The organism is Thioclava sp. L04-15 (assembly GCF_002020275.1).
GTDB lineage: Bacteria > Pseudomonadota > Alphaproteobacteria > Rhodobacterales > Rhodobacteraceae > Thioclava > Thioclava marina.
Genome location: NZ_MPZW01000001.1, coordinates 47,989 through 65,088, shown reverse-complemented (window position 1 = coordinate 65,088; position 17,100 = coordinate 47,989). Strand labels below are relative to the sequence as shown.

19 protein-coding genes are annotated in these 17,100 nt (G+C 63.1%); 11 read left to right on the top strand and 8 right to left on the bottom strand.

Features of this window, described 5'->3' with window-relative positions:
* Nucleotides 1-90: 90 nt before the first annotated feature.
* Entirely contained in the window at nucleotides 91-1,065 is a 975-nt protein-coding gene (locus tag BMI90_RS00355) for a TAXI family TRAP transporter solute-binding subunit (protein ID WP_078524812.1), read from the bottom strand.
* Between the two features lie 50 nt (nucleotides 1,066-1,115).
* Complete coding sequence (locus tag BMI90_RS00350; RefSeq protein ID WP_246831465.1) at nucleotides 1,116-1,979, bottom strand: MurR/RpiR family transcriptional regulator; 864 nt, start codon at nucleotides 1,977-1,979, stop codon at nucleotides 1,116-1,118.
* 141 nt (nucleotides 1,980-2,120) lie between these two features.
* On the opposite strand from BMI90_RS00350, the gene BMI90_RS00345 reads away from it, so the two are divergent.
* Both BMI90_RS00345 and BMI90_RS00340 read left to right on the top strand, forming a co-directional pair.
* Nucleotides 2,121-3,443 carry an aspartate aminotransferase family protein gene (locus BMI90_RS00345; RefSeq protein ID WP_078524810.1) on the top strand — a complete coding sequence of 441 codons (1,323 nt, stop codon included), beginning with the start codon at nucleotides 2,121-2,123 and terminating at the stop codon, nucleotides 3,441-3,443.
* Nucleotides 3,440-4,192 (top strand): 3-keto-5-aminohexanoate cleavage protein, encoded by a 753-nt coding sequence (locus BMI90_RS00340; protein ID WP_078524808.1) that lies wholly within the window; start codon nucleotides 3,440-3,442, stop codon nucleotides 4,190-4,192. The genes BMI90_RS00345 and BMI90_RS00340 overlap by 4 nt, the downstream gene beginning before the upstream one ends.
* On the opposite strand, the gene BMI90_RS00335 is transcribed toward BMI90_RS00340, so the two are convergent.
* From BMI90_RS00335 to BMI90_RS00315, 5 genes are read right to left on the bottom strand one after another with little or no spacing between them, the layout of a single operon-like run.
* Nucleotides 4,189-5,610 carry a dihydrolipoyl dehydrogenase gene (locus BMI90_RS00335; RefSeq protein ID WP_078524806.1) on the bottom strand — a complete coding sequence of 474 codons (1,422 nt, stop codon included), beginning with the start codon at nucleotides 5,608-5,610 and terminating at the stop codon, nucleotides 4,189-4,191. The genes BMI90_RS00340 and BMI90_RS00335 overlap by 4 nt on opposite strands.
* Before the next feature lie 37 nt (nucleotides 5,611-5,647).
* Nucleotides 5,648-6,391 (bottom strand): glycosyltransferase family 2 protein, encoded by a 744-nt coding sequence (locus tag BMI90_RS00330; protein WP_078524804.1) that lies wholly within the window; start codon nucleotides 6,389-6,391, stop codon nucleotides 5,648-5,650.
* Entirely contained in the window at nucleotides 6,388-6,963 is a 576-nt protein-coding gene (locus tag BMI90_RS00325) for a VTT domain-containing protein (protein ID WP_078524802.1), read from the bottom strand. The genes BMI90_RS00330 and BMI90_RS00325 overlap by 4 nt, the downstream gene beginning before the upstream one ends.
* A 4-nt stretch (nucleotides 6,964-6,967) precedes the next feature.
* Nucleotides 6,968-8,104, bottom strand: a complete 1,137-nt coding sequence (locus BMI90_RS00320; RefSeq protein ID WP_078527112.1) for a ceramide glucosyltransferase — start codon at nucleotides 8,102-8,104, stop codon at nucleotides 6,968-6,970.
* Entirely contained in the window at nucleotides 8,101-8,919 is an 819-nt protein-coding gene (locus tag BMI90_RS00315; RefSeq protein ID WP_075777168.1) for a UDP-2,3-diacylglucosamine diphosphatase, read from the bottom strand. Before BMI90_RS00315 ends, BMI90_RS00320 begins: the two co-directional genes overlap by 4 nt.
* 323 nt (nucleotides 8,920-9,242) lie before the next feature.
* Here BMI90_RS00315 and uraH point away from each other — a divergent pair, with 323 nt between their 5' ends.
* The 8 genes from uraH (at nucleotide 9,243) to BMI90_RS00275 (ending at nucleotide 15,696) form a co-directional block, all read left to right on the top strand.
* The gene (gene uraH, locus BMI90_RS00310) at nucleotides 9,243-9,599 is read left to right on the top strand and encodes a hydroxyisourate hydrolase (protein WP_078524800.1); all 357 of its coding nucleotides are present in this window, start codon (nucleotides 9,243-9,245) and stop codon (nucleotides 9,597-9,599) included.
* Nucleotides 9,600-9,724: 125 nt separating this feature from the next.
* Nucleotides 9,725-11,002 carry a urate hydroxylase PuuD gene (locus BMI90_RS00305; protein ID WP_078524798.1) on the top strand — a complete coding sequence of 426 codons (1,278 nt, stop codon included), beginning with the start codon at nucleotides 9,725-9,727 and terminating at the stop codon, nucleotides 11,000-11,002.
* Nucleotides 11,003-11,144: 142 nt separating this feature from the next.
* The gene (locus BMI90_RS00300) at nucleotides 11,145-11,774 is read left to right on the top strand and encodes an ATP-dependent Clp protease proteolytic subunit (RefSeq protein WP_038072301.1); all 630 of its coding nucleotides are present in this window, start codon (nucleotides 11,145-11,147) and stop codon (nucleotides 11,772-11,774) included.
* Nucleotides 11,775-11,890: 116 nt separating this feature from the next.
* Nucleotides 11,891-13,156, top strand: coding sequence for an ATP-dependent Clp protease ATP-binding subunit ClpX (gene clpX / locus BMI90_RS00295; protein WP_078524796.1), 1,266 nt, complete (start codon nucleotides 11,891-11,893; stop codon nucleotides 13,154-13,156).
* A 116-nt stretch (nucleotides 13,157-13,272) separates the two neighbouring features.
* Nucleotides 13,273-14,382, top strand: coding sequence for an acyltransferase (locus BMI90_RS00290; protein WP_078524794.1), 1,110 nt, complete (start codon nucleotides 13,273-13,275; stop codon nucleotides 14,380-14,382).
* A 46-nt stretch (nucleotides 14,383-14,428) separates the two neighbouring features.
* Nucleotides 14,429-14,803, top strand: a complete 375-nt coding sequence (locus BMI90_RS00285; RefSeq protein WP_078524792.1) for an NADH:ubiquinone oxidoreductase subunit NDUFA12 — start codon at nucleotides 14,429-14,431, stop codon at nucleotides 14,801-14,803.
* Nucleotides 14,804-14,815: 12 nt separating this feature from the next.
* A complete protein-coding gene (gene mlaD / locus BMI90_RS00280) occupies nucleotides 14,816-15,286 on the top strand; it encodes an outer membrane lipid asymmetry maintenance protein MlaD (RefSeq protein WP_078524790.1) in 471 nt (156 codons plus the stop codon).
* Complete coding sequence (locus BMI90_RS00275; protein WP_245794948.1) at nucleotides 15,283-15,696, top strand: DUF2155 domain-containing protein; 414 nt, start codon at nucleotides 15,283-15,285, stop codon at nucleotides 15,694-15,696. The genes mlaD and BMI90_RS00275 overlap by 4 nt, the downstream gene beginning before the upstream one ends.
* On the opposite strand, the gene aat is transcribed toward BMI90_RS00275, so the two are convergent.
* Nucleotides 15,660-16,298 carry a leucyl/phenylalanyl-tRNA--protein transferase gene (gene aat / locus BMI90_RS00270; protein ID WP_078524788.1) on the bottom strand — a complete coding sequence of 213 codons (639 nt, stop codon included), beginning with the start codon at nucleotides 16,296-16,298 and terminating at the stop codon, nucleotides 15,660-15,662. The genes BMI90_RS00275 and aat overlap by 37 nt on opposite strands.
* Before the next feature lie 71 nt (nucleotides 16,299-16,369).
* Here aat and BMI90_RS00265 point away from each other — a divergent pair, with 71 nt between their 5' ends.
* Nucleotides 16,370-17,080: a class I SAM-dependent methyltransferase gene (locus BMI90_RS00265; RefSeq protein ID WP_078524786.1), complete on the top strand. Its 711-nt coding sequence runs from the start codon at nucleotides 16,370-16,372 to the stop codon at nucleotides 17,078-17,080.
* Nucleotides 17,081-17,100 lie beyond the last annotated feature (20 nt).

Here is a 17,100-nt window from a genome sequence, read left to right as displayed (position 1 = left end):
GTGTCGGCCGTCCGCTCACTGCGGGATATTCTGAAATACGAAACGAAAAAGGGCGGGCACGCAAGCGCGCCCGCCCAAGTTGTGAAGGGCTTATTTAATCCAACCCTTTTCTTTGTAGTATTTCAGAGCGCCCGGATGGATCGGTGCCGAAAGACCTTGGGTCACCATCTCCTCGGGGGTGAGGTGCGCGAAGGCCGGGTGCAGTTTCTTGAACTCGTCGAAATTGTCGAAGACCGATTTCACCAGAGCGTAGACGACATCATCGGGCTCGTCAGCCGAAGTGACGAGCGTCGCGCGCACGCCGAAGGTCTGCACGTCATCGGCGTTGCCGCGATACATGCCGCCCGGGATGGTCGCGGTGGCGTAATAGGGGTTGTCGGCGACGAGCTTGTCGACCGCATCGCCGGTCACGTTGACGAGCACCGCGTCACAGGAGGTCGTGGCTTCCTGGATCGAGCCCGAGGGGTGACCCACGGTGTAGACCATCGCGTCGATCTGGTTGTCGCACAGCGCCTTGGACTGCTCCGAGGCCTTCAGCTCGGTTGCGAGCGCGAAGTCGGAGGTCTTCCAGCCCATCGCGTCCATCAGAACTTCCATCGTGCCGCGCTGGCCCGACCCGGGGTTGCCGATGTTCACGCGCTTGCCCTTGAGATCGGCGAAGTTCTTGATGCCGCTATCGGCGCGCGCGACGACGGTGAATGGCTCGGGGTGGATCGAGAACACCGCGCGCAGGCCTTCGAACGCGCCCTTGTCGGCGAATTTCGAGTCGCCCTTGTAGGCGTGATACTGCCAGTCCGACTGGGCGATGCCGAAATCGAGCTCGCCGTCGCGGATGGTGTTGATGTTGTAGACCGAGCCACCGGTCGACTCGACCGAGCAGCGCACGCCGGTTTCCTTGTGGTTCTTGTTCATCAGACGGCAGATCGCGCCGCCGGTCGGGTAATAGACACCCGTGACGCCGCCGGTGCCGATCGTGATGAAGGTTTCATCCTTCGCCATCGCCATCGGTGCGCTCAGCGCCCCCGCGACAGCGGCAGCAAGGCCGAGTTTGAAGAGTTTTTTCATTTCTGACTCCCGTTGGTCGTTTTGGGTCTTGGGTTACGGTCGCGCCGTGGTCAGCGGGCGTAGACTTCCTCGAGAAGCCTGTTGCGCCTCTCGACCTCGGCGATCCGTTCGGTTGCGCGGGGCCCCGCGCGTTTCGCCACCAGCGCCAGAATTGCTTCGAGCAGGAACAGCGTGGCGACGTAACTCGTGTAGAAATGCGGGCTGTCGGTGGGGACGATGAAGACCTCGTCCGCAGCGTGCAGCGCCGGACAGCTGCGGCTGTCGGTGATCAGTGTAACATGGGCGCCTTGCTCATGCGCGTGAATCGCGCCCCGGATCGAGGAGCGTGCGAAGGGCGGTTTGGTTATGACCAGAACCGCGTCGCGTTCGTCGAGCCCGGCAAGGGTCGAGCCCAACGATGCCCCCGAGCGCGCCGCAAGCTCCCAGTTGTCGCCCAGGAAATTGGCGATATAGGCGGTATATTCAGCGATGCCGGTGGAGCCGAGCGCCCCCAGCAGGACCACACGCCGCGCCTTGGCGAGACGATCGGCCACCGCCTCGAGCCGACCGGGTTCGATCATGCCCGCGAGGGCCGCGATATTCGCCTGGCTGGCAGCGGCATAGCGGTTGAGAAATCCCTCGTCGGGTGCGGAGACGTCCTTTTGCAGGCGGTCGGCCCGGTCGGCGAAGGGCAGAACGCGCCGTCCGATCTGGTCGCGCATCACCTCGCGCAGCTCTTCGAAATTCTCGTAGCCGAGCGCATGGGCGAGGCGGGTGAAGGTGGCCGGGGCAAGTTTCGAATCGGCTGCAAGCGTGCGCAGCGAGCGCGTCGCGATGTTCACAGGATTGTCCGCAATATAATCGCCCGCCTCACGCAATCGCGTGGACAGGGTTCCATATTGTGCGGCCAGACGCTGTTCGAAGCTGCCGGTCAATGTTCCTCCCCAGGTTCCATCACCAGTTATCGCGTTGGAGTGACCGTTTCATTTGTTTCATATATTGTCAACTCGTAAAACATATGTTTCACCTTGTGGTCAGCGATCCTCACGCTTTCTTGTCCCGAAGGAGGGACCGACATGAGCCATGTATTTCCGCGTCATACGAAGTCCAATCCGCCCTTGGCCGTTAAGGGCGAGGGCGTCTACATCTTCGATTCCAACGGGAAGCGTTATCTCGACGGATCGGGCGGCGCTGCGGTCTCCTGCCTCGGTCACTCTGACGCCGACGTGATCTCGGCGATCAAGAACCAGATCGACGCTATCGCCTTCGCGCATACCGGTTTCTTCACCTCCGAGCCCGCCGAGCGGCTGGCCGATCGGCTCATCGCTCACGCGCCGGGGAGCCTCGATCGCGTCTATTTTACCTCCGGGGGATCGGAGGCCGTGGAGAGCGCGCTGAAGATGGCGCGGCAATATTTCGTGGAGAAGGGTGAGCCGAGCCGGTCGCATTTCATCGCGCGCCGCCAGTCCTATCACGGCAACACCTTGGGTGCGCTGGCTGCGGGCGGCAACGAATGGCGTCGCGCGCAGTTCAACCCGCTTCTGATCGACGTGAGCCATATCGCGCCCGTGCATGAATACCGTTGGTGCGAAGAGGGCGAGACCTCCAAAGAGTACGGTCTGCGCGTCGCTAATGAGCTGGAGGCGGAAATCCAGCGCCTCGGGGCCGAGAACGTCATCGGGTTCATTGCCGAGCCGGTCGTGGGCGCGACGATGGGTGCGGTGCCGCCGGTGCCGGGCTACTTCAAGCGCATCCGCGAGATCTGCGACCAATACGGCATCCTCTTGATCCTCGACGAGGTGATGTGCGGCATGGGCCGGACCGGCACCCTGTTCGCCTGTGAACAGGACGGGATCGCGCCCGATATCGTCACCATCGCGAAGGGGCTCGGCGCGGGTTACCAGCCCATTGGCGCCGCTCTCTGCACCGCCGAGATCTACGACGCTTTCGTCAACGGCTCGGGCTTCTTCCAACACGGCCATACCTATATCGGCCACCCGACCGCGACCGCCGCTGGCGATGCGGTGGTGAAGAAACTCACCGAGGGCGGCATGGTCACGCGGGCTTTTCAACAGGGCGAGAAACTCGACGCGGCTTTGCGCGAGGCCTTTGGCCAGCATCCCCATATCGGGGACATCCGCGGGCGCGGCATGTTCCGCGGGCTCGAGATCGTGGCCGACCGCGCCACGAAAGAGCCGATGGATCCGGGCAAGGCAGTGAACAAGAAGATCAAGGCGGCGGCCTTCGAGGCCGGGCTGATCTGCTACCCGATGGGCGGCACGATCGACGGGCAACGCGGCGATCACATCCTGCTCGCGCCGCCCTTCATCATCAGTGACGACCAGATCGGCGAACTGGTGGAAAAGCTCGGCATCGCGATCCGGGGTGTGCTGGGATGAGCCTGCCGCGCATCATGGTCGCGCCGAACGGGGCGACCAAGACCAAGGCCGATCACCCGGCGCTGCCGATCTCCCTCGACGAGATCACCGAGACTGCGCTGGCGTGCCAAGCCGCAGGGGCAGGGGCACTGCACCTGCATCTGCGCGACGATGCCGAGGGGCATTTACTGGATACCGGAGCTTACCGCGAGGCGCTGGCCCATCTGCGTCCGCGCTTGGGCGACATGGCGGTCCAGATCACGACCGAGGCGTCGGGGCGCTACGAGCCGGGCCATCAGCGTTATGTGGCGCTGAATTCGGGTGCGGAGATGGTCTCGGTCTCGACCCGCGAGATGCTGCGCGATCCCGAGCCGCTGGCCACGAAATTCTTCGAAGAGGCGGCCGAGCGCGGCGTCAGGGTCCAGCATATCCTCTACTCGCGCGAGGATGCCGAGGCGCTGGCCCGCGTTCTGCCCGACCGGCTGCTGCAAGATCCGGGGCTGCAACTGATCTTCGTGATGGGCCGCTATGTCGAGGGGCAGGTTTCGACCCCCGCGATGCTCGACCCGTTCCTGAGCTGGATGCAGGCCGAGGCGATCACCCCCGATTGGGCTATCTGCGCCTTCGGTCAGGGCGAGACTGCCTGCCTGCGCAATGCGTTGGAGAAAGGCGGCAAGGCGCGGGTCGGGTTCGAGAACTCGCTCGTGATGGAAGACGGCAGCACCGCGCGCGACAATGCCGCGCGCGTGGTCGCCATCGCAGCCCTTTAATCGAGCGCCGGATGCCCCGTCTCGGGGCAATCGGCCAGATCGGAGCGTCCCGGATCGGGCAGCTCTTTCGCGATCTGGCGCAGCGCGCCGCGCAGGCCCTCTTCGAGAACGGGATGGTAGAAGGGCATCGCCAGCATGTCATGCACATCCATCCCCGCCTGGATCGCGAGGCCGAAGAGATGGGCGAAATGCTCGCCCGCAGGCAGGACCATCTCGGTCCCGAGAAGCTTCCCGCTACCGGCTTCGGCGTAGATGCGGATCATCCCGTGGGCTGTCTCGGCCATCCGCGCGCGCGGCTGTTTCGAGAAATCGGCGGCCCCGATCACGATTTCCTGCCCCTCCAACTCCTTGAAGGTCTTGCCGACGCGCACGGCATTCGGCGCGCTGAAGGCAATCGCGAGCGAGGTGCGGCGGCAATAGGCGGTGTCGCTGGCAGCGAGCGCGTTGCGGCCCGCGATATGACCCTCGTCGGCGGCCTCGTGCAGGATCGGACGGATGCCGTTCGCGTCGCCCGCCATGAAGACCGGCAGATCGCCGATACGCATCGTGCGGGGATCTACCTCGGGCATGCCGCGATCGCTGAGGGGCACGCCGAGGCTCTCAAGTCCCAGACCCGCGATATTGGGTTTGCGCCCCATCGCGGCCAGCACCGCATCGGCCTCGAAACTCACCCCGTCACCGCCCTTCACGATCAGGCAGCTGTCGCCTTCGGAAATCTCGGCGCCCGCGCCCAGATGCAGCGGCAGCTCGGCGGCGATGCGTTCGCGCAGCACCGCGCCCACTTCCGGATCGGTCATGCCCGCGATCGTGTCGAGCGCGTCGAACCCATGCACCTCGATCCCGAGCCGCGCCATCGCCTGCGCCAGCTCAACCCCGATCGCGCCCATGCCGATCACCGCGATGCGCCGCGGCAGGTCGGGCAGTTCAAACAGCGTGTCGGTCGTCAGAATGCGGTTGCCGAACGCCTCCCACGGCTTGGGAAGCACGGGGGATGACCCGGTGGCAAGGATGATCGCATCGGCCGTCACCTCGCCATGCGCCTCGATCTCGACCCGGTTCGGCCCGAGCAGCTTTGCGCGCGCCGAGATCGCCTTGTCGCCAAGGTTGTCGGGGATCGACCGGGGCGAGCGGGTGAAGCCGTCGCGCATCCGGCGCACGCGCTCCATCAGGGCGGGGATGTCGATGCTCAGCCCGTCTGCCCCGCCGATCCCGAAGGCTTCGAAATCGTGACGGCGGTGATAGGCATTGGCAGCCTCGATCAGCACCTTGGAGGGCATGCAGCCGCGCGCGGCGCAGGTCGTGCCCCAATCGCCCGCATTCACGATAAGGAAATCCTCGGTCTCGCGGCGCACTTCGCGCAGCGCCGAGATCCCGGCCGAGCCGGAGCCGATGATGACGACGCGTTTATGTTGGGACATGGGGCCTCCGATCTCTCTCTCTCTCGGAGCGAACCCGTCAGCGCGGCATCCGTTCCGCTTGTGTGCGCAGGGTGGGATGTGTACTCGCCCGCACCCGCAAAGCTCTCATTGTCATGATTTGGACCAGAGCGCGATGCGGCGTAATGGTGCGGAAGATATCGCGCATCATCCTCGCATCGGCCGCCAGCCCCGCGCGCCAGTTCCCGAGCTTGGCCGATTTCATCGGGCTGTCGACGCCGGGCCAATGCACGACGGCGATGCGCGCGCGGTCCGCGATCCAGAGACGGTTCATGAAGACTTCCAGCCCGAAGCGGGGCAGGGCGTTCAGCGCGTCGAGGCGCGTCGCCAGCATCTCGCGGGGGATCACCCGCTCTCCCGAGATGTAGTCGAGCCCGATCGCCCGCCATGTGCGTGGCGCGTTCCGGCGCAGGCTGATCGTGACATCGGCCTGACCACTGGTCACAGGTGCGATCAGCGCGCCGAGATCGCCATGGGTCAGCCCCAGAAGATCGCTGTCGAGCAGCATCAGATGCGACCCCGTAGCCTCGGCGATCCCGGCTGCCACGGCGGCGGTCTTGCCGCCATTCTGTGCCTGACGCAGCACGCGCAGATGCGGATGGGCGTCCCGGTAGCCTTCGGCGATCTCGGGCGTGCCATCGCGCGAACCGTCGTCGATCACGATCACTTCGGCAATCTGCGGATGCCCCAGCACGCGATCCAGCACCGCCCCGATCCGCGGTGCCTCGTTATAGGCGGGAATGATGCAGCTGATCGTGGTCATCCGTGTTGCCTCTTGCGTCGAAAGAGCCAGATCGTGGCTCCGAACAGGATCAGCACCAGCAGAATGATCGACCCCTTGGTGAGCCAACTGTCGATCTTGCCGTAATAGGAACCCAGCCAATAGCCGAGCGCGACGAAGGCGAGCGATTTCGGGATCGTCGCGATCAGGTTGGTCAGCGTGAAGAGCCAGATATTCATCCGCGCGACCCCGGCCGCAACCAGAACCGGCGCGCCTGCCGAGTGGGTCCATTTTCCGAAGAGCAGCGTCTTCACACCCTTGTTCTGGAAATGCCGCCCCGCACTGACGAGGCGCGCGCGGTTCAGCCCCAGCTTGTCGCGCCAGCGTTTGGGCATCCGGTTCAGGCCCCATCGGCCCAGCGAATAAAGCCCCACATCGCCCACAACGTCGGCGAGGATCACGATGACCGAGACCGACCAGACCGAGAACAGGTTCTGGCTCGCGAGCCATGCGGCGATCACCGTCACGATCGGGCCTTCGAGCACCGCGATCGGCGCGATCACGGCCAGGCCGTGTTTCGCCATCAATGCGGTAAGGGTCTCGAGGCCGATCATCGGATCACTCCGCTGCCGGGACGTCGCGGGTGACCTCGCGATGCGACATGTCATTGCCGCGCCAGTTGAAGTCGCGCCCGAACCAGGTCTTGACCCAGAGCGCCGGCAGCATCGCGTCGCGAATGACGAAGGCGGCGATGTCGCGCGCGCTGGCAGGCCAGCCCGCGATGCGCGCCAGAACGACTTCGGCGCCGTACCAGAGCGCGGCCAGAAGCGGCAGCGCGATCCAGGGAAGGGCGCCGAGTGCCGCCAGAGCGATCGCGCTCAGGAAGGGCAGGAACGGACCTTGCGCGATCTCTGCTGCGAAGATCGCGACAAACCCGTCGCGACGCACCTTGGACCAGCGCAGCTGACGATCCCAGACCGCGCGCGCCGAGCGTTCACCGATCGGCTGGGCGAAAAGATGACGGGTCAGGCGGACTTTCAGCCCTTGGCGGCGCACGAGCTTGGTCGAGGCCACGTCCTCGGCCATGTTGCGCCCGAGCGCTTCGAAGCCGCCACCCGCCATCAGGATATCGCGCCGCCAGAAAAGAGATTTGCCCTGCGCAAAGCCAAGTCCGATCATGTCGGCTGCCACCTGCCAGCGCGCCTGATTGGTGTTGAGGAAAGCCGCCTCGACCGATCCCCAGAGGTTGCCGGGCCTCTCGGCGACGGGAGGGGCCGAGACGAGCCCGGTACCCGGGCGCCATTCGGCCAGCAGCCGCTGCAGGTAGTCGCGCGGCAGCATCAGATTGCTGTCGGCCATCGCGAGCCACTCCGCCTCCGTCGCCGCCAGCCCCTTGTGCAGGTTGTTGAGTTTTGGATTTGCCGAGACCGGATCAAGGCCGGTCAGCAGGCGCGCGCGCACGTGGGGATGCTCGGCGATCAGGCGGCGGACCAGCGCGCAGGCCGGGTCACGCTCGGAGGGGGCGCAGAAAATCACTTCGTAATCGGGGTAATCGAGCGTGAACGAGGAGGCCAAAGTCTCTGCGTCAAAGGGATCGAGCCCGCAGACCGGACGCATGAGCGCCACGAAAGGCAGATCGTTGGGTACCGGTTTGGGGGGCTGTGCTTCGCGCCACGCGGTCATCACGGCGCTCAAGAGATGCGCGGCGAGGGTGAGGCCCAGAAGGGCTGCGAGAAGAGTCACAAGGATCGTCATACGGGCACCTTCGCGACGGCGGGCGTCGCGCTCTGAACCGAAACCGGGGCGCGCTGCGCGCTCCATTGCAGAAGTTGCAGCGCTCCGGTGTGATCTTCCGCCAGCGCGGTCAGGCTGTCTACCCAGTCGCCGCAATTCGCATAGGTCAGCCCGCTCGTCGCTCGCAATGCGGGCTTGTGTGAATGGCCGCAGATGATGCCGTCGACCTTGGCGCTTTCGGCGAGCGCGATGAGGCGTTTCTCATAGCCGCCCCCGCGTGCGAGCAGATGGTTCACGCCCGAGATCGCGAGCAGGATCAGGCTGCGTTCGGTCTCGCTTCGGCCCAGCCTGCGCCGAAGCCAGGAATCGATGCCGCGAAAGAGCGCGTCCATCCGGCTGCCAAAGCGAGTCATCACGTGCCAGCGCAGGATCCGCGCGTCGCATTGGTCGCCATGCAGTACGAGGTAGCGCTGCCCGTCTGCGCCGATATGGATCTCGGTTTCGGACAGTTCGAAATTGAGGAAGTTCATTCCGGGTGCGCGCATCGGCGCATCATGGTTGCCCGGCAGATAGACGATGCGCGTCCCTGAGGCGGCTTGAGCTTCGAGGACCTCGATGATCTCGCTGTGCTTGGCATCCCACTGCACCTGCCCGCCATGCCACAGATCGAGAATGTCGCCCACGAGGTAGATCGTTTCCGCCTCGACCCTGCGCAGAAATTCGAGGATCGGGCCGGGGCTGCATCCGCGCGCGCCGAGATGGAAATCGGATAGGAACAGGCTGCGAAACTGTTGTGGGGGGCGCAGGCTGGTGGATCGGTCTTGCGGGAGGGTCATGTCGCGTCTCCGGTTACGGCGCTTTGGGCTCGAAGCGCCCGCCCGGGGCGCGGGTAGGTGTCGGATGCGAGAGCGTGGCGAAGCGATCAGCCTGTGCCATGGGAACTCTTCAAATCTTTTCTTCTGCTGCGCATCGCCCCTGTGCGTGACGCGGATGTGACGACTGCATGAAACTCCTATGTCACGTAAACCCTGTAGAGATGCGATCAACCGCAGGGTGCTGTAACAGAAAGCAAATTCCGGTGATCGCGCGATATCTTGCGGTCGGGTGCCTGCGGACGCATAGTGGTTGAGAGTTGCATGACGGCCAAAGGAGAGCGGTGATGGCGGGATATCTGACGACACATGTGCTCGACACGGCGCGGGGTTGCCCCGCCGAGGGGCTCCGCATCGCTCTTTACGCGATCAAGGGGCAACGTCGCGAACTGATCGCGGAAACCGCCACCAATTCCGACGGGCGCACCGATACGCCGATCCTGCCGGCGGACTGTTTCGCCACCGGCACCTACGAGCTGATCTTCGCTGCGGGCGACTATCTGCGCGCCAGCGGGCAGGCGGGCGAGGAGCCGCTTTTTCTCGACGAGATCCCGATCCGCTTCGGCATGTCCGATCCGCAGGCGCATTACCACGTGCCGCTTCTGCTCTCGCCCTACAGTTTCTCGACCTATCGGGGCAGCTGAAAGCGCCGGCAGACGCGCTCTGCCTCGATTTTGGGCGACCGGGTAAATTTCAGGCTTTTCCGTCGCGCCATCGCTTGCGCTCGGACAAAGCTTGGGAAACTCTGGCGCAAACCGGGGGATAACCGATGGACTACACGTTTTGGCTGGAATGGGCGCAATTCGCGGTGCGCTGGCTGCACCTGATCACCGCGATCGCGTGGATCGGGTCTTCCTTCTATTTCATCGCGCTTGATCTGGGCCTTGCGCCCGAACCCGGTGCGCCCAAGGGCGTGAACGGGGCCGCATGGCAGGTTCATGGCGGCGGCTTCTACCACATCCAGAAATACATGGTCGCCCCCGAGCGGATGCCCGACCGGCTCACCTGGTTCAAATGGGAAAGCTACATGACCTGGGTGTCGGGCTTTGCCATGCTGGTCCTGCTCTATTGGGCGGGGGCGCAATTCTACCTGATCGACCCGCGGGTGATGGAGATGCCGGTCTGGGCGGGCATCCTGATCTCGGCAGGATCGCTCACGATCGGCTGGCTGTTCTATGATTGGCTGTGCAAGTCGCGCTTCGGGGTGGACAACAACAAGCTGATGATCGGGCTGTTCCTGCTGCTCGTCCTGATGAGCTGGGGCTACACGCAGGTCTTCACCGGGAGGGCCGCGCTCTTGCATATGGGCGCCTTCACCGCGACGATCATGACAGCCAATGTCTTCTTCATCATCATGCCGAACCAGCGCATCGTGGTGGCCGATCTCAAGGCGGGCCGCACGCCCGATCCGAAATACGGCAAGATCGCCAAGCAGCGCTCGACGCATAACAACTACCTGACGCTGCCGGTCATCTTCCTGATGCTCTCGAACCATTACCCGTTGGCTTTCGCGAGCGAATACAACTGGCTGATCTGCTCGCTGGTGTTCCTGATGGGCGTGACGATCCGGCATTTCTTCAACACCCATCACGCCCACAAGGGCAATCCGTGGTGGACCTGGGGTGTGACCGCTGTGCTGTTTTTGGCGATCATCTGGCTGTCCTCGATTCCGAAACCCGATGCGGGTGAGGATGCGGAAGACAGCGCGATGCTTACCCCATACGAGCAGCGCTTCGCAGAGGCGCCGGGCTTTCAGGATGTGAGCGACATCGTGCTCGGGCGGTGCTCGATGTGCCATGCGAGCGAGCCGGGCTTCGAGGGAATCGGGCGTGCGCCGAAAGGCATCCACCTCGAGACACCGCGCGAGGTCGCAGCCGCCGCGCGCCTGATCTATGTGCAGGCCGGGCTGACCGATGCGATGCCGCCCGCGAATCTCTCCTATATGGAGCCTCAAGAGCGCGCCGCGATCCGGGCGTGGTATCGCGCGGGCGCGGCGGGCGAACGCCTGCAGGCCTCTGCTGGCAAGGGCGAGGATACACAAGGTTGAGCGGGCAATGCGCTCTACGTCTTTCGTCGGGTCGGACAGGTTCCTTGCCCGCGCGCCCTTGAAGCTCCCGAGCGGCCTCACTAAGACTTCTGTAAAGAACTGACGATATGAATTCCGCGCAAGACCAGGAAGGGCACCGCAGATGAAAGATCCCCACGAGTTTTACATGAACACGCTGGTGCCGATGGTGGTCGAGCAGACCTCGCGCGGCGAGCGGGCCTATGACATCTATTCGCGCCTCCTGAAGGAGCGGATCATCTTCCTCTCCGGTCCGGTGCATGACGGCATGTCGACGCTGATCTGCGCCCAGCTTCTCTTCCTCGAGGCCGAGAACCCGAAGAAAGAGATCGCGATGTATATCAACTCGCCGGGCGGCGTGGTGACCTCGGGCCTCTCGATCTACGACACGATGCAATACATCAAGCCCAAGGTCTCGACGCTGGTGATCGGGCAGGCGGCCTCGATGGGCTCGCTGCTGCTGACCGCGGGCGAAAAGGGGATGCGCTTCTCGCTCCCGAACAGCCGCGTCATGGTCCACCAACCCTCGGGCGGCTATCAGGGTCAGGCGACGGATATCATGATCCACGCCCGCGAAACCGAGAAGCTCAAGCGCCGCCTGAACGAGATCTACGTCAAGCATACCGGCAACGATTACGACACGATCGAGGCCGGGCTGGAACGCGACAACTTCATGTCCGCGCAAGAAGCGAAGGACTGGGGCCTGATCGACGAGATCCTCGAAAGCCGCGGCGGCGAAGACGGCGAAAAGTGATCCCCCTGCTTAACCGCCGGGTGATTTTGACATTGAGGTGACGGTTGGCCTGTCCTACTCTTGCAGGGACAGGCCAAATCACGAAGCCCGGGCGGCCGGGCAGGCAGAGGTAATAGATGGCGAACTCGAACGGCTCCGACAGCAAGAACACGCTTTACTGCTCGTTCTGCGGCAAAAGCCAGCATGAGGTGCGCAAGCTGATCGCGGGTCCGACCGTGTTCATCTGCGACGAATGCGTCGAGCTGTGCATGGACATCATCCGCGAGGAAACGAAATCGGCCGGTCTCAAATCGACCGACGGCGTGCCGACCCCGCGCGATATCTGCAAGGTGCTCGACGATTACGTGATCGGTCAGGAACACGCCAAGCGCGTGCTCTCGGTGGCGGTGCACAATCACTACAAGCGCCTCAACCACGGTACCAAGACCGATATCGAACTGGCGAAATCGAACATCCTGCTGATCGGCCCGACCGGCTGCGGCAAGACGCTTCTGGCGCAGACCTTGGCGCGCATCCTCGATGTGCCCTTCACGATGGCCGATGCAACCACGCTGACCGAGGCCGGTTACGTGGGCGAGGATGTGGAGAACATCATCCTCAAGCTTCTGCAGGCTTCGGAATACAACGTCGAGCGCGCGCAGCGCGGCATCGTCTATATCGACGAGGTCGACAAGATCACGCGCAAGTCCGACAACCCCTCGATCACCCGCGACGTCTCGGGTGAGGGCGTGCAGCAGGCTCTGCTGAAGATCATGGAAGGCACCGTGGCAAGCGTCCCGCCGCAGGGCGGCCGCAAGCATCCTCAGCAGGAATTCCTGCAGGTGGACACCACGAATATCCTCTTTATCTGCGGCGGCGCGTTTGCGGGCCTCGACCGGATCATCGCGCAGCGCGGCAAGGGCTCCGCGATCGGCTTCGGCGCGGATGTGAAGGACAATGACGAACGTGGCGTGGGGGAACTCTTCAAAGAGCTTGAACCTGAGGACCTGCTGAAGTTCGGCCTGATCCCGGAATTCGTCGGCCGTCTTCCGGTGATCGCGACGCTGACCGATCTCGATGCCGAAGCGCTGGTCACCATCCTGACCGAGCCGAAGAACGCATTGGTCAAGCAATACCAGCGCCTCTTCGAGATTGAGGATGTGAAACTGAGCTTCACCGACGACGCGCTCACCGCGATCGCCAAGAAGGCGATCGAACGCAAGACCGGCGCGCGCGGCCTGCGCTCGATCATGGAAGACATCCTGCTCGACACGATGTTCGAACTTCCCGGCATGGAAGAGGTCGAAGAGGTCGTCGTCAATGAGGAGGCCGTGACGCAGGCGGAAGCCAAGCCGCTTCTGATCTATGCCGAGGCCAAGAAAGAAGGCAAATCCGCCAGCTGACCAGCGCGGATAGGCACGGAATAAAGGGGCGGGCGATGGCTCGCCCCTTTCGTTTTGCTCAAATCGCTTCCTGAAAAACGCGCGATCGGCTAGGGATCGATCAACACGACCCACAGATGGGCATGACGATGAGGCAGAATTTCGCGCCTTTGGCGGCGGAGCATTCAAATAATCTCAATCTTATCAGGTTGATCGCAGCCCTGAGCGTATTGGTGTCGCACGCCTGGCCCATTACGCTCGGCCCGGGAGCTGTCGAGCCGCTCGAGGCCCTGACAGGGTTCAGTCTCGGCGCACTTTCCGTCTTCACGTTTTTCGCAATTTCGGGGTTCCTGATTTCTGCGAGTTTCGAGCGTTCCGATGGACTCTGGACCTATCTACGGGCGCGCGCCGCGCGAATTTATCCTGGGTTGATCGTCTCGATTGCTCTCGTCACACTTGGGCTGGGGCCGATTTTCTCAACTTTGCCTGTGCCGTCGTATTTCGCGGCGAGCGAAACCTGGCAAGCGTTCTTCGGCAATTCGAGCTTGCTGCGTCTTCACTATCACCTGCCGGGCGTGTTCGAAGACACGCCCTACAAAACCGTGCAGGGATCGCTCTGGACGCTGCCGGTCGAGATGCGTCTCTATGTCGTTGTCGCGCTCCTGGGGCTCCTTGGAATGTTTCGCAGGCCGGTCTTGCTCGCTCTCACCTGCGGCTTGGGGCTGTTGGTGATTTCCTTCAGCGGTTCGCTCGAATTTCGCGGCGCCCACGCTCTTCGTTCGCTGTGGTATCCAGGGCTTCCGTTCTTTCTGGGCATGGCGATGTATCTTGCGCGCAATCGGCTTCCAGCTTCGTCGATCATCGCTTTCGCTTTGGTTCTCGTCTCCGTGCTCTGTGCGCATGGTCCTTTGGGCTATGTGACCATGGCTCTCGCGGTTTCGTATGCGGTGCTTTACTTGGCCGGGCGCGAGTCGGGGCCGTTGCGCCTTTGGAACCAGGTCGGAGATTACTCTTACGGAACCTATATTTACGCCTTTCCCGTGCAGGGGATGGTGATTGCGCTTTGGGGTGGTATGAGCCCGGTTGAGAATATCGCGATTTCGGCGCCGATTACGCTGGGGTTTGCGGTCTTGTCGTGGCACTGGGTCGAACGTCCCGCAATGCGCGCCATTCGTCGCCGAGGCCAGGTGAAGCCGCAGATTTCCACGCCGAGCGCATCGTCAGGGCACCTGAGCACTGGACCTTGACGCGCTGTTGGATATAACAGGCGGGACGCATTGCGGAGGTTGTCCCATGAAGTTTCTGCTTCGAATTCTCACCTGGTGGAACGGTCAGACCCTTGGCACTCAGGTGTTCACCGCGCGCAAAGGCGTGAAAGTGGGCGAGGATGAACAGGGCAACATCTATTACCAGACCCGCGACGGCAAGAAGCGCTGGGTGATCTACAACGGCGAGAGCGAGGCAAGCCGCATTCCGCCGGATTGGCATGGCTGGATTCATTTCACCTATGACGAGCCGCCGACCGACAAGCCGCTGGCTCACAAGCCCTGGGAAAAGCCGCATCACGAGAATTACACCGGCACCGAGGCTGCCTATGTGCCGCCGGGCTCGATCCGTCTGGCTCACCCGGTGGAGCGCCGCGATTACGAGGCTTGGCAGCCCGAATAAGGCAGGCGCGCGATGAGCGAGAATCGCACCGAAATCCTCACTGGCGCCTTGGTGCTGGTCGTCGCCTTGGGCTTTCTGGTCTGGGCAGGCAAGGGAATCGGTCTGGGTCCGGACGGCGGCAGCTATCCTTTGCACGCGTCGTTCCGCTCGGTCGGCGGGATCGTTCCGGGCACCGATGTGCGCCTTGCAGGTGTCAAGGTGGGCACCGTCACGGATGTGAAGCTCAACCCCCAGACCTTCTTTGCCGACACGACGATCTCGGTGCGTGATGGTGTGGAGCTGCCCGAGGATACGGTGATAGCCGTGACGCAGGATGGTCTCTTGGGGTCGAACTATATCGAGCTGATCCCGGGCGGCGCGATGGACAATCTCAAGCCGGGCGACGAGATCCTCGATACGCAGAGCGCGGTCTCGGTCCTGAACCTCATGATGAAATTCGCGGGCGGCGGCAGCAACGGCGGCGAAGGGGAGAGCGCGCAATGATCCGAGTTTTGGCCTTTGCGCTTGCGATGTTGCCGATGGTTGCGGGGGCACAGGAGATGCTGCCCGATGCGACGCCGGACGACCAGATCCCGGTGGATGAGCCCGCGAAGGGGCTTGCCGATGGGACCGGTGCGATGCTGCGCGGGCTCGACAAGGTGTCGGGTGTCAGCTCGGATATCTCGCTCAATGTCGGTCAGAGTGTCGATTACGGCTTCATCACGATCAGCCTGCGCGAATGCCGCTATCCGGCCGATGACCCCTCGTCGGATGCTTATGCGTTCGTGACCGTCACCGAGAAAGGCAAGCCGCAGCCCGATTTTTCCGGCTGGATGATCGCTTCTAGCCCCGCGCTCTCGGCACTCGATCATCCGCGCTACGACGTCTGGGTCATTCGCTGCAAGAGCGAGTGAGGGCCCGGCAGCTCCGGCGCATCGAAATCCGCTTCCTGACGCAAGGCGCGTGCCAGCCGCGCGCGATAGTCGGCACGCGGAATTTCGACGGCGCCGAGGCTTGCGAGATGCGGGGTGATATATTGCGTGTCGAACAGCGAGAAGCCCGCCTGCCGTAACCGATCCACGAGATAGGCCAACGCGGTTTTCGACGCATTGGTGCGGCGCGAGAACATGCTCTCGCCGAAGAACGCCCCGCCAAGGGTGATCCCGAAGATACCGCCTGCGAGGTCGCCGTCTTGCCAGACCTCGAGGCTGTGCGCGAAGCCTGCCGCGTGGAGCTGGTCGTAGAGCGCGAAGAGCGGCCCGTTGATCCATGTCTCGTCGCGATCGGCGCAGCCCTCTACGACAGCGCGAAAAGCCCGGTTTGTTGAAATAGTGTAATTTCCGCGGCGAAGATGTTTCGCAAGCGACCGCGAAATGTGGAAATTCTCCAAGGGTACGATGCCCCGCATCGCCGGATCGAACCAGTGCAGCTGCGGGTTTTCCCGACTTTCCGCCATCGGAAAGATGCCTTGCGCATAGCCTGCAAGCAGAAGTTCCGCGCTCAACCTGTCCGTCATTTTCTTGCCCGGTTCTCCCGTTACGCCTAGGCTCCGCGCCAAGATGAACCAGAGCAGAGCCAAGCGCAAACATGGGTTTCTATGATTTTCTTCCCGAGATCGGGCGCTATGCCGAGGATCCTGGCACGGTCGAGCGGATGAACCTGCGACACAGGATGATCATCAAGCCTCTCGAGGCGGAGATCGAGGGCAAGCGTGTGCTCGATCTGGCCGCGCATGACGGGCGTTGGGCCTATGCCTTTGCGGCTGCGGGCGCGCGTGAGGTGATCGGCATTGAAGGCCGGCAGGAGTTGATCGACCGGTTCGAGGAATTCCCCCGCGCCCATCTGCGCGAAAAGGTAAAGCTCTTCTGCGACGACATCTATGACGGCATGCAAAAGCTGATCGATGCGGGCGAGAAATTCGATGTCGTGGGGGTGCTGGGCATCCTTTACCACGTGATGGATCACTTCCGCCTGTTCCAGCTGGTGCGCAAGCTCGGCCCCGAGCTTGTCATCGTGGACAGCGAGTTCGCGCAGCGTCCCGGGCCGGTGATCCTGCTCATGCGCGAGCGCACCGATAACGAACTGAACTCGATCCCGCAGATCGAGGGACAGGAGAAGGCGCTGATCGGCATACCGTCCTTCCCGGCGATGGAGGCGATGGCCGATGTGCTCGATTACGATTGCCATTGGCTCGATTGGGATCAGATCGGGCCGGGAAAGCGTCGCCACATCGGCGATTACTACCGTCCGGCCGATCAGGCGAAGCGACGCGGCACCTGCCTTCTGACACCGAAATGAAAAACGCCCCCGAAACCGGG

Bases quoted from the DNA above. Each gene is read 5' to 3' on its own strand.
- BMI90_RS00355 (WP_078524812.1), bottom strand. From the start codon at position 1,065: ATGAAAAAACTCTTCAAACTCGGCCTTGCTGCCGCTGTCGCGGGGGCG.
- BMI90_RS00345 (WP_078524810.1), top strand. From the start codon at position 2,121: ATGAGCCATGTATTTCCGCGTCATACGAAGTCCAATCCGCCCTTGGCC.
- BMI90_RS00340 (WP_078524808.1), top strand. From the start codon at position 3,440: ATGAGCCTGCCGCGCATCATGGTCGCGCCGAACGGGGCGACCAAGACC.
- BMI90_RS00335 (WP_078524806.1), bottom strand. From the start codon at position 5,610: ATGTCCCAACATAAACGCGTCGTCATCATCGGCTCCGGCTCGGCCGGG.
- BMI90_RS00330 (WP_078524804.1), bottom strand. From the start codon at position 6,391: ATGACCACGATCAGCTGCATCATTCCCGCCTATAACGAGGCACCGCGG.
- BMI90_RS00325 (WP_078524802.1), bottom strand. From the start codon at position 6,963: ATGATCGGCCTCGAGACCCTTACCGCATTGATGGCGAAACACGGCCTG.
- BMI90_RS00320 (WP_078527112.1), bottom strand. From the start codon at position 8,104: ATGACGATCCTTGTGACTCTTCTCGCAGCCCTTCTGGGCCTCACCCTC.
- BMI90_RS00315 (WP_075777168.1), bottom strand. From the start codon at position 8,919: ATGACCCTCCCGCAAGACCGATCCACCAGCCTGCGCCCCCCACAACAG.
- uraH (WP_078524800.1), top strand. From the start codon at position 9,243: ATGGCGGGATATCTGACGACACATGTGCTCGACACGGCGCGGGGTTGC.
- BMI90_RS00305 (WP_078524798.1), top strand. From the start codon at position 9,725: ATGGACTACACGTTTTGGCTGGAATGGGCGCAATTCGCGGTGCGCTGG.
- BMI90_RS00300 (WP_038072301.1), top strand. From the start codon at position 11,145: ATGAAAGATCCCCACGAGTTTTACATGAACACGCTGGTGCCGATGGTG.
- clpX (WP_078524796.1), top strand. From the start codon at position 11,891: ATGGCGAACTCGAACGGCTCCGACAGCAAGAACACGCTTTACTGCTCG.
- BMI90_RS00290 (WP_078524794.1), top strand. From the start codon at position 13,273: ATGGGCATGACGATGAGGCAGAATTTCGCGCCTTTGGCGGCGGAGCAT.
- BMI90_RS00285 (WP_078524792.1), top strand. From the start codon at position 14,429: ATGAAGTTTCTGCTTCGAATTCTCACCTGGTGGAACGGTCAGACCCTT.
- mlaD (WP_078524790.1), top strand. From the start codon at position 14,816: ATGAGCGAGAATCGCACCGAAATCCTCACTGGCGCCTTGGTGCTGGTC.
- BMI90_RS00275 (WP_245794948.1), top strand. From the start codon at position 15,283: ATGATCCGAGTTTTGGCCTTTGCGCTTGCGATGTTGCCGATGGTTGCG.
- aat (WP_078524788.1), bottom strand. From the start codon at position 16,298: ATGACGGACAGGTTGAGCGCGGAACTTCTGCTTGCAGGCTATGCGCAA.
- BMI90_RS00265 (WP_078524786.1), top strand. From the start codon at position 16,370: ATGGGTTTCTATGATTTTCTTCCCGAGATCGGGCGCTATGCCGAGGAT.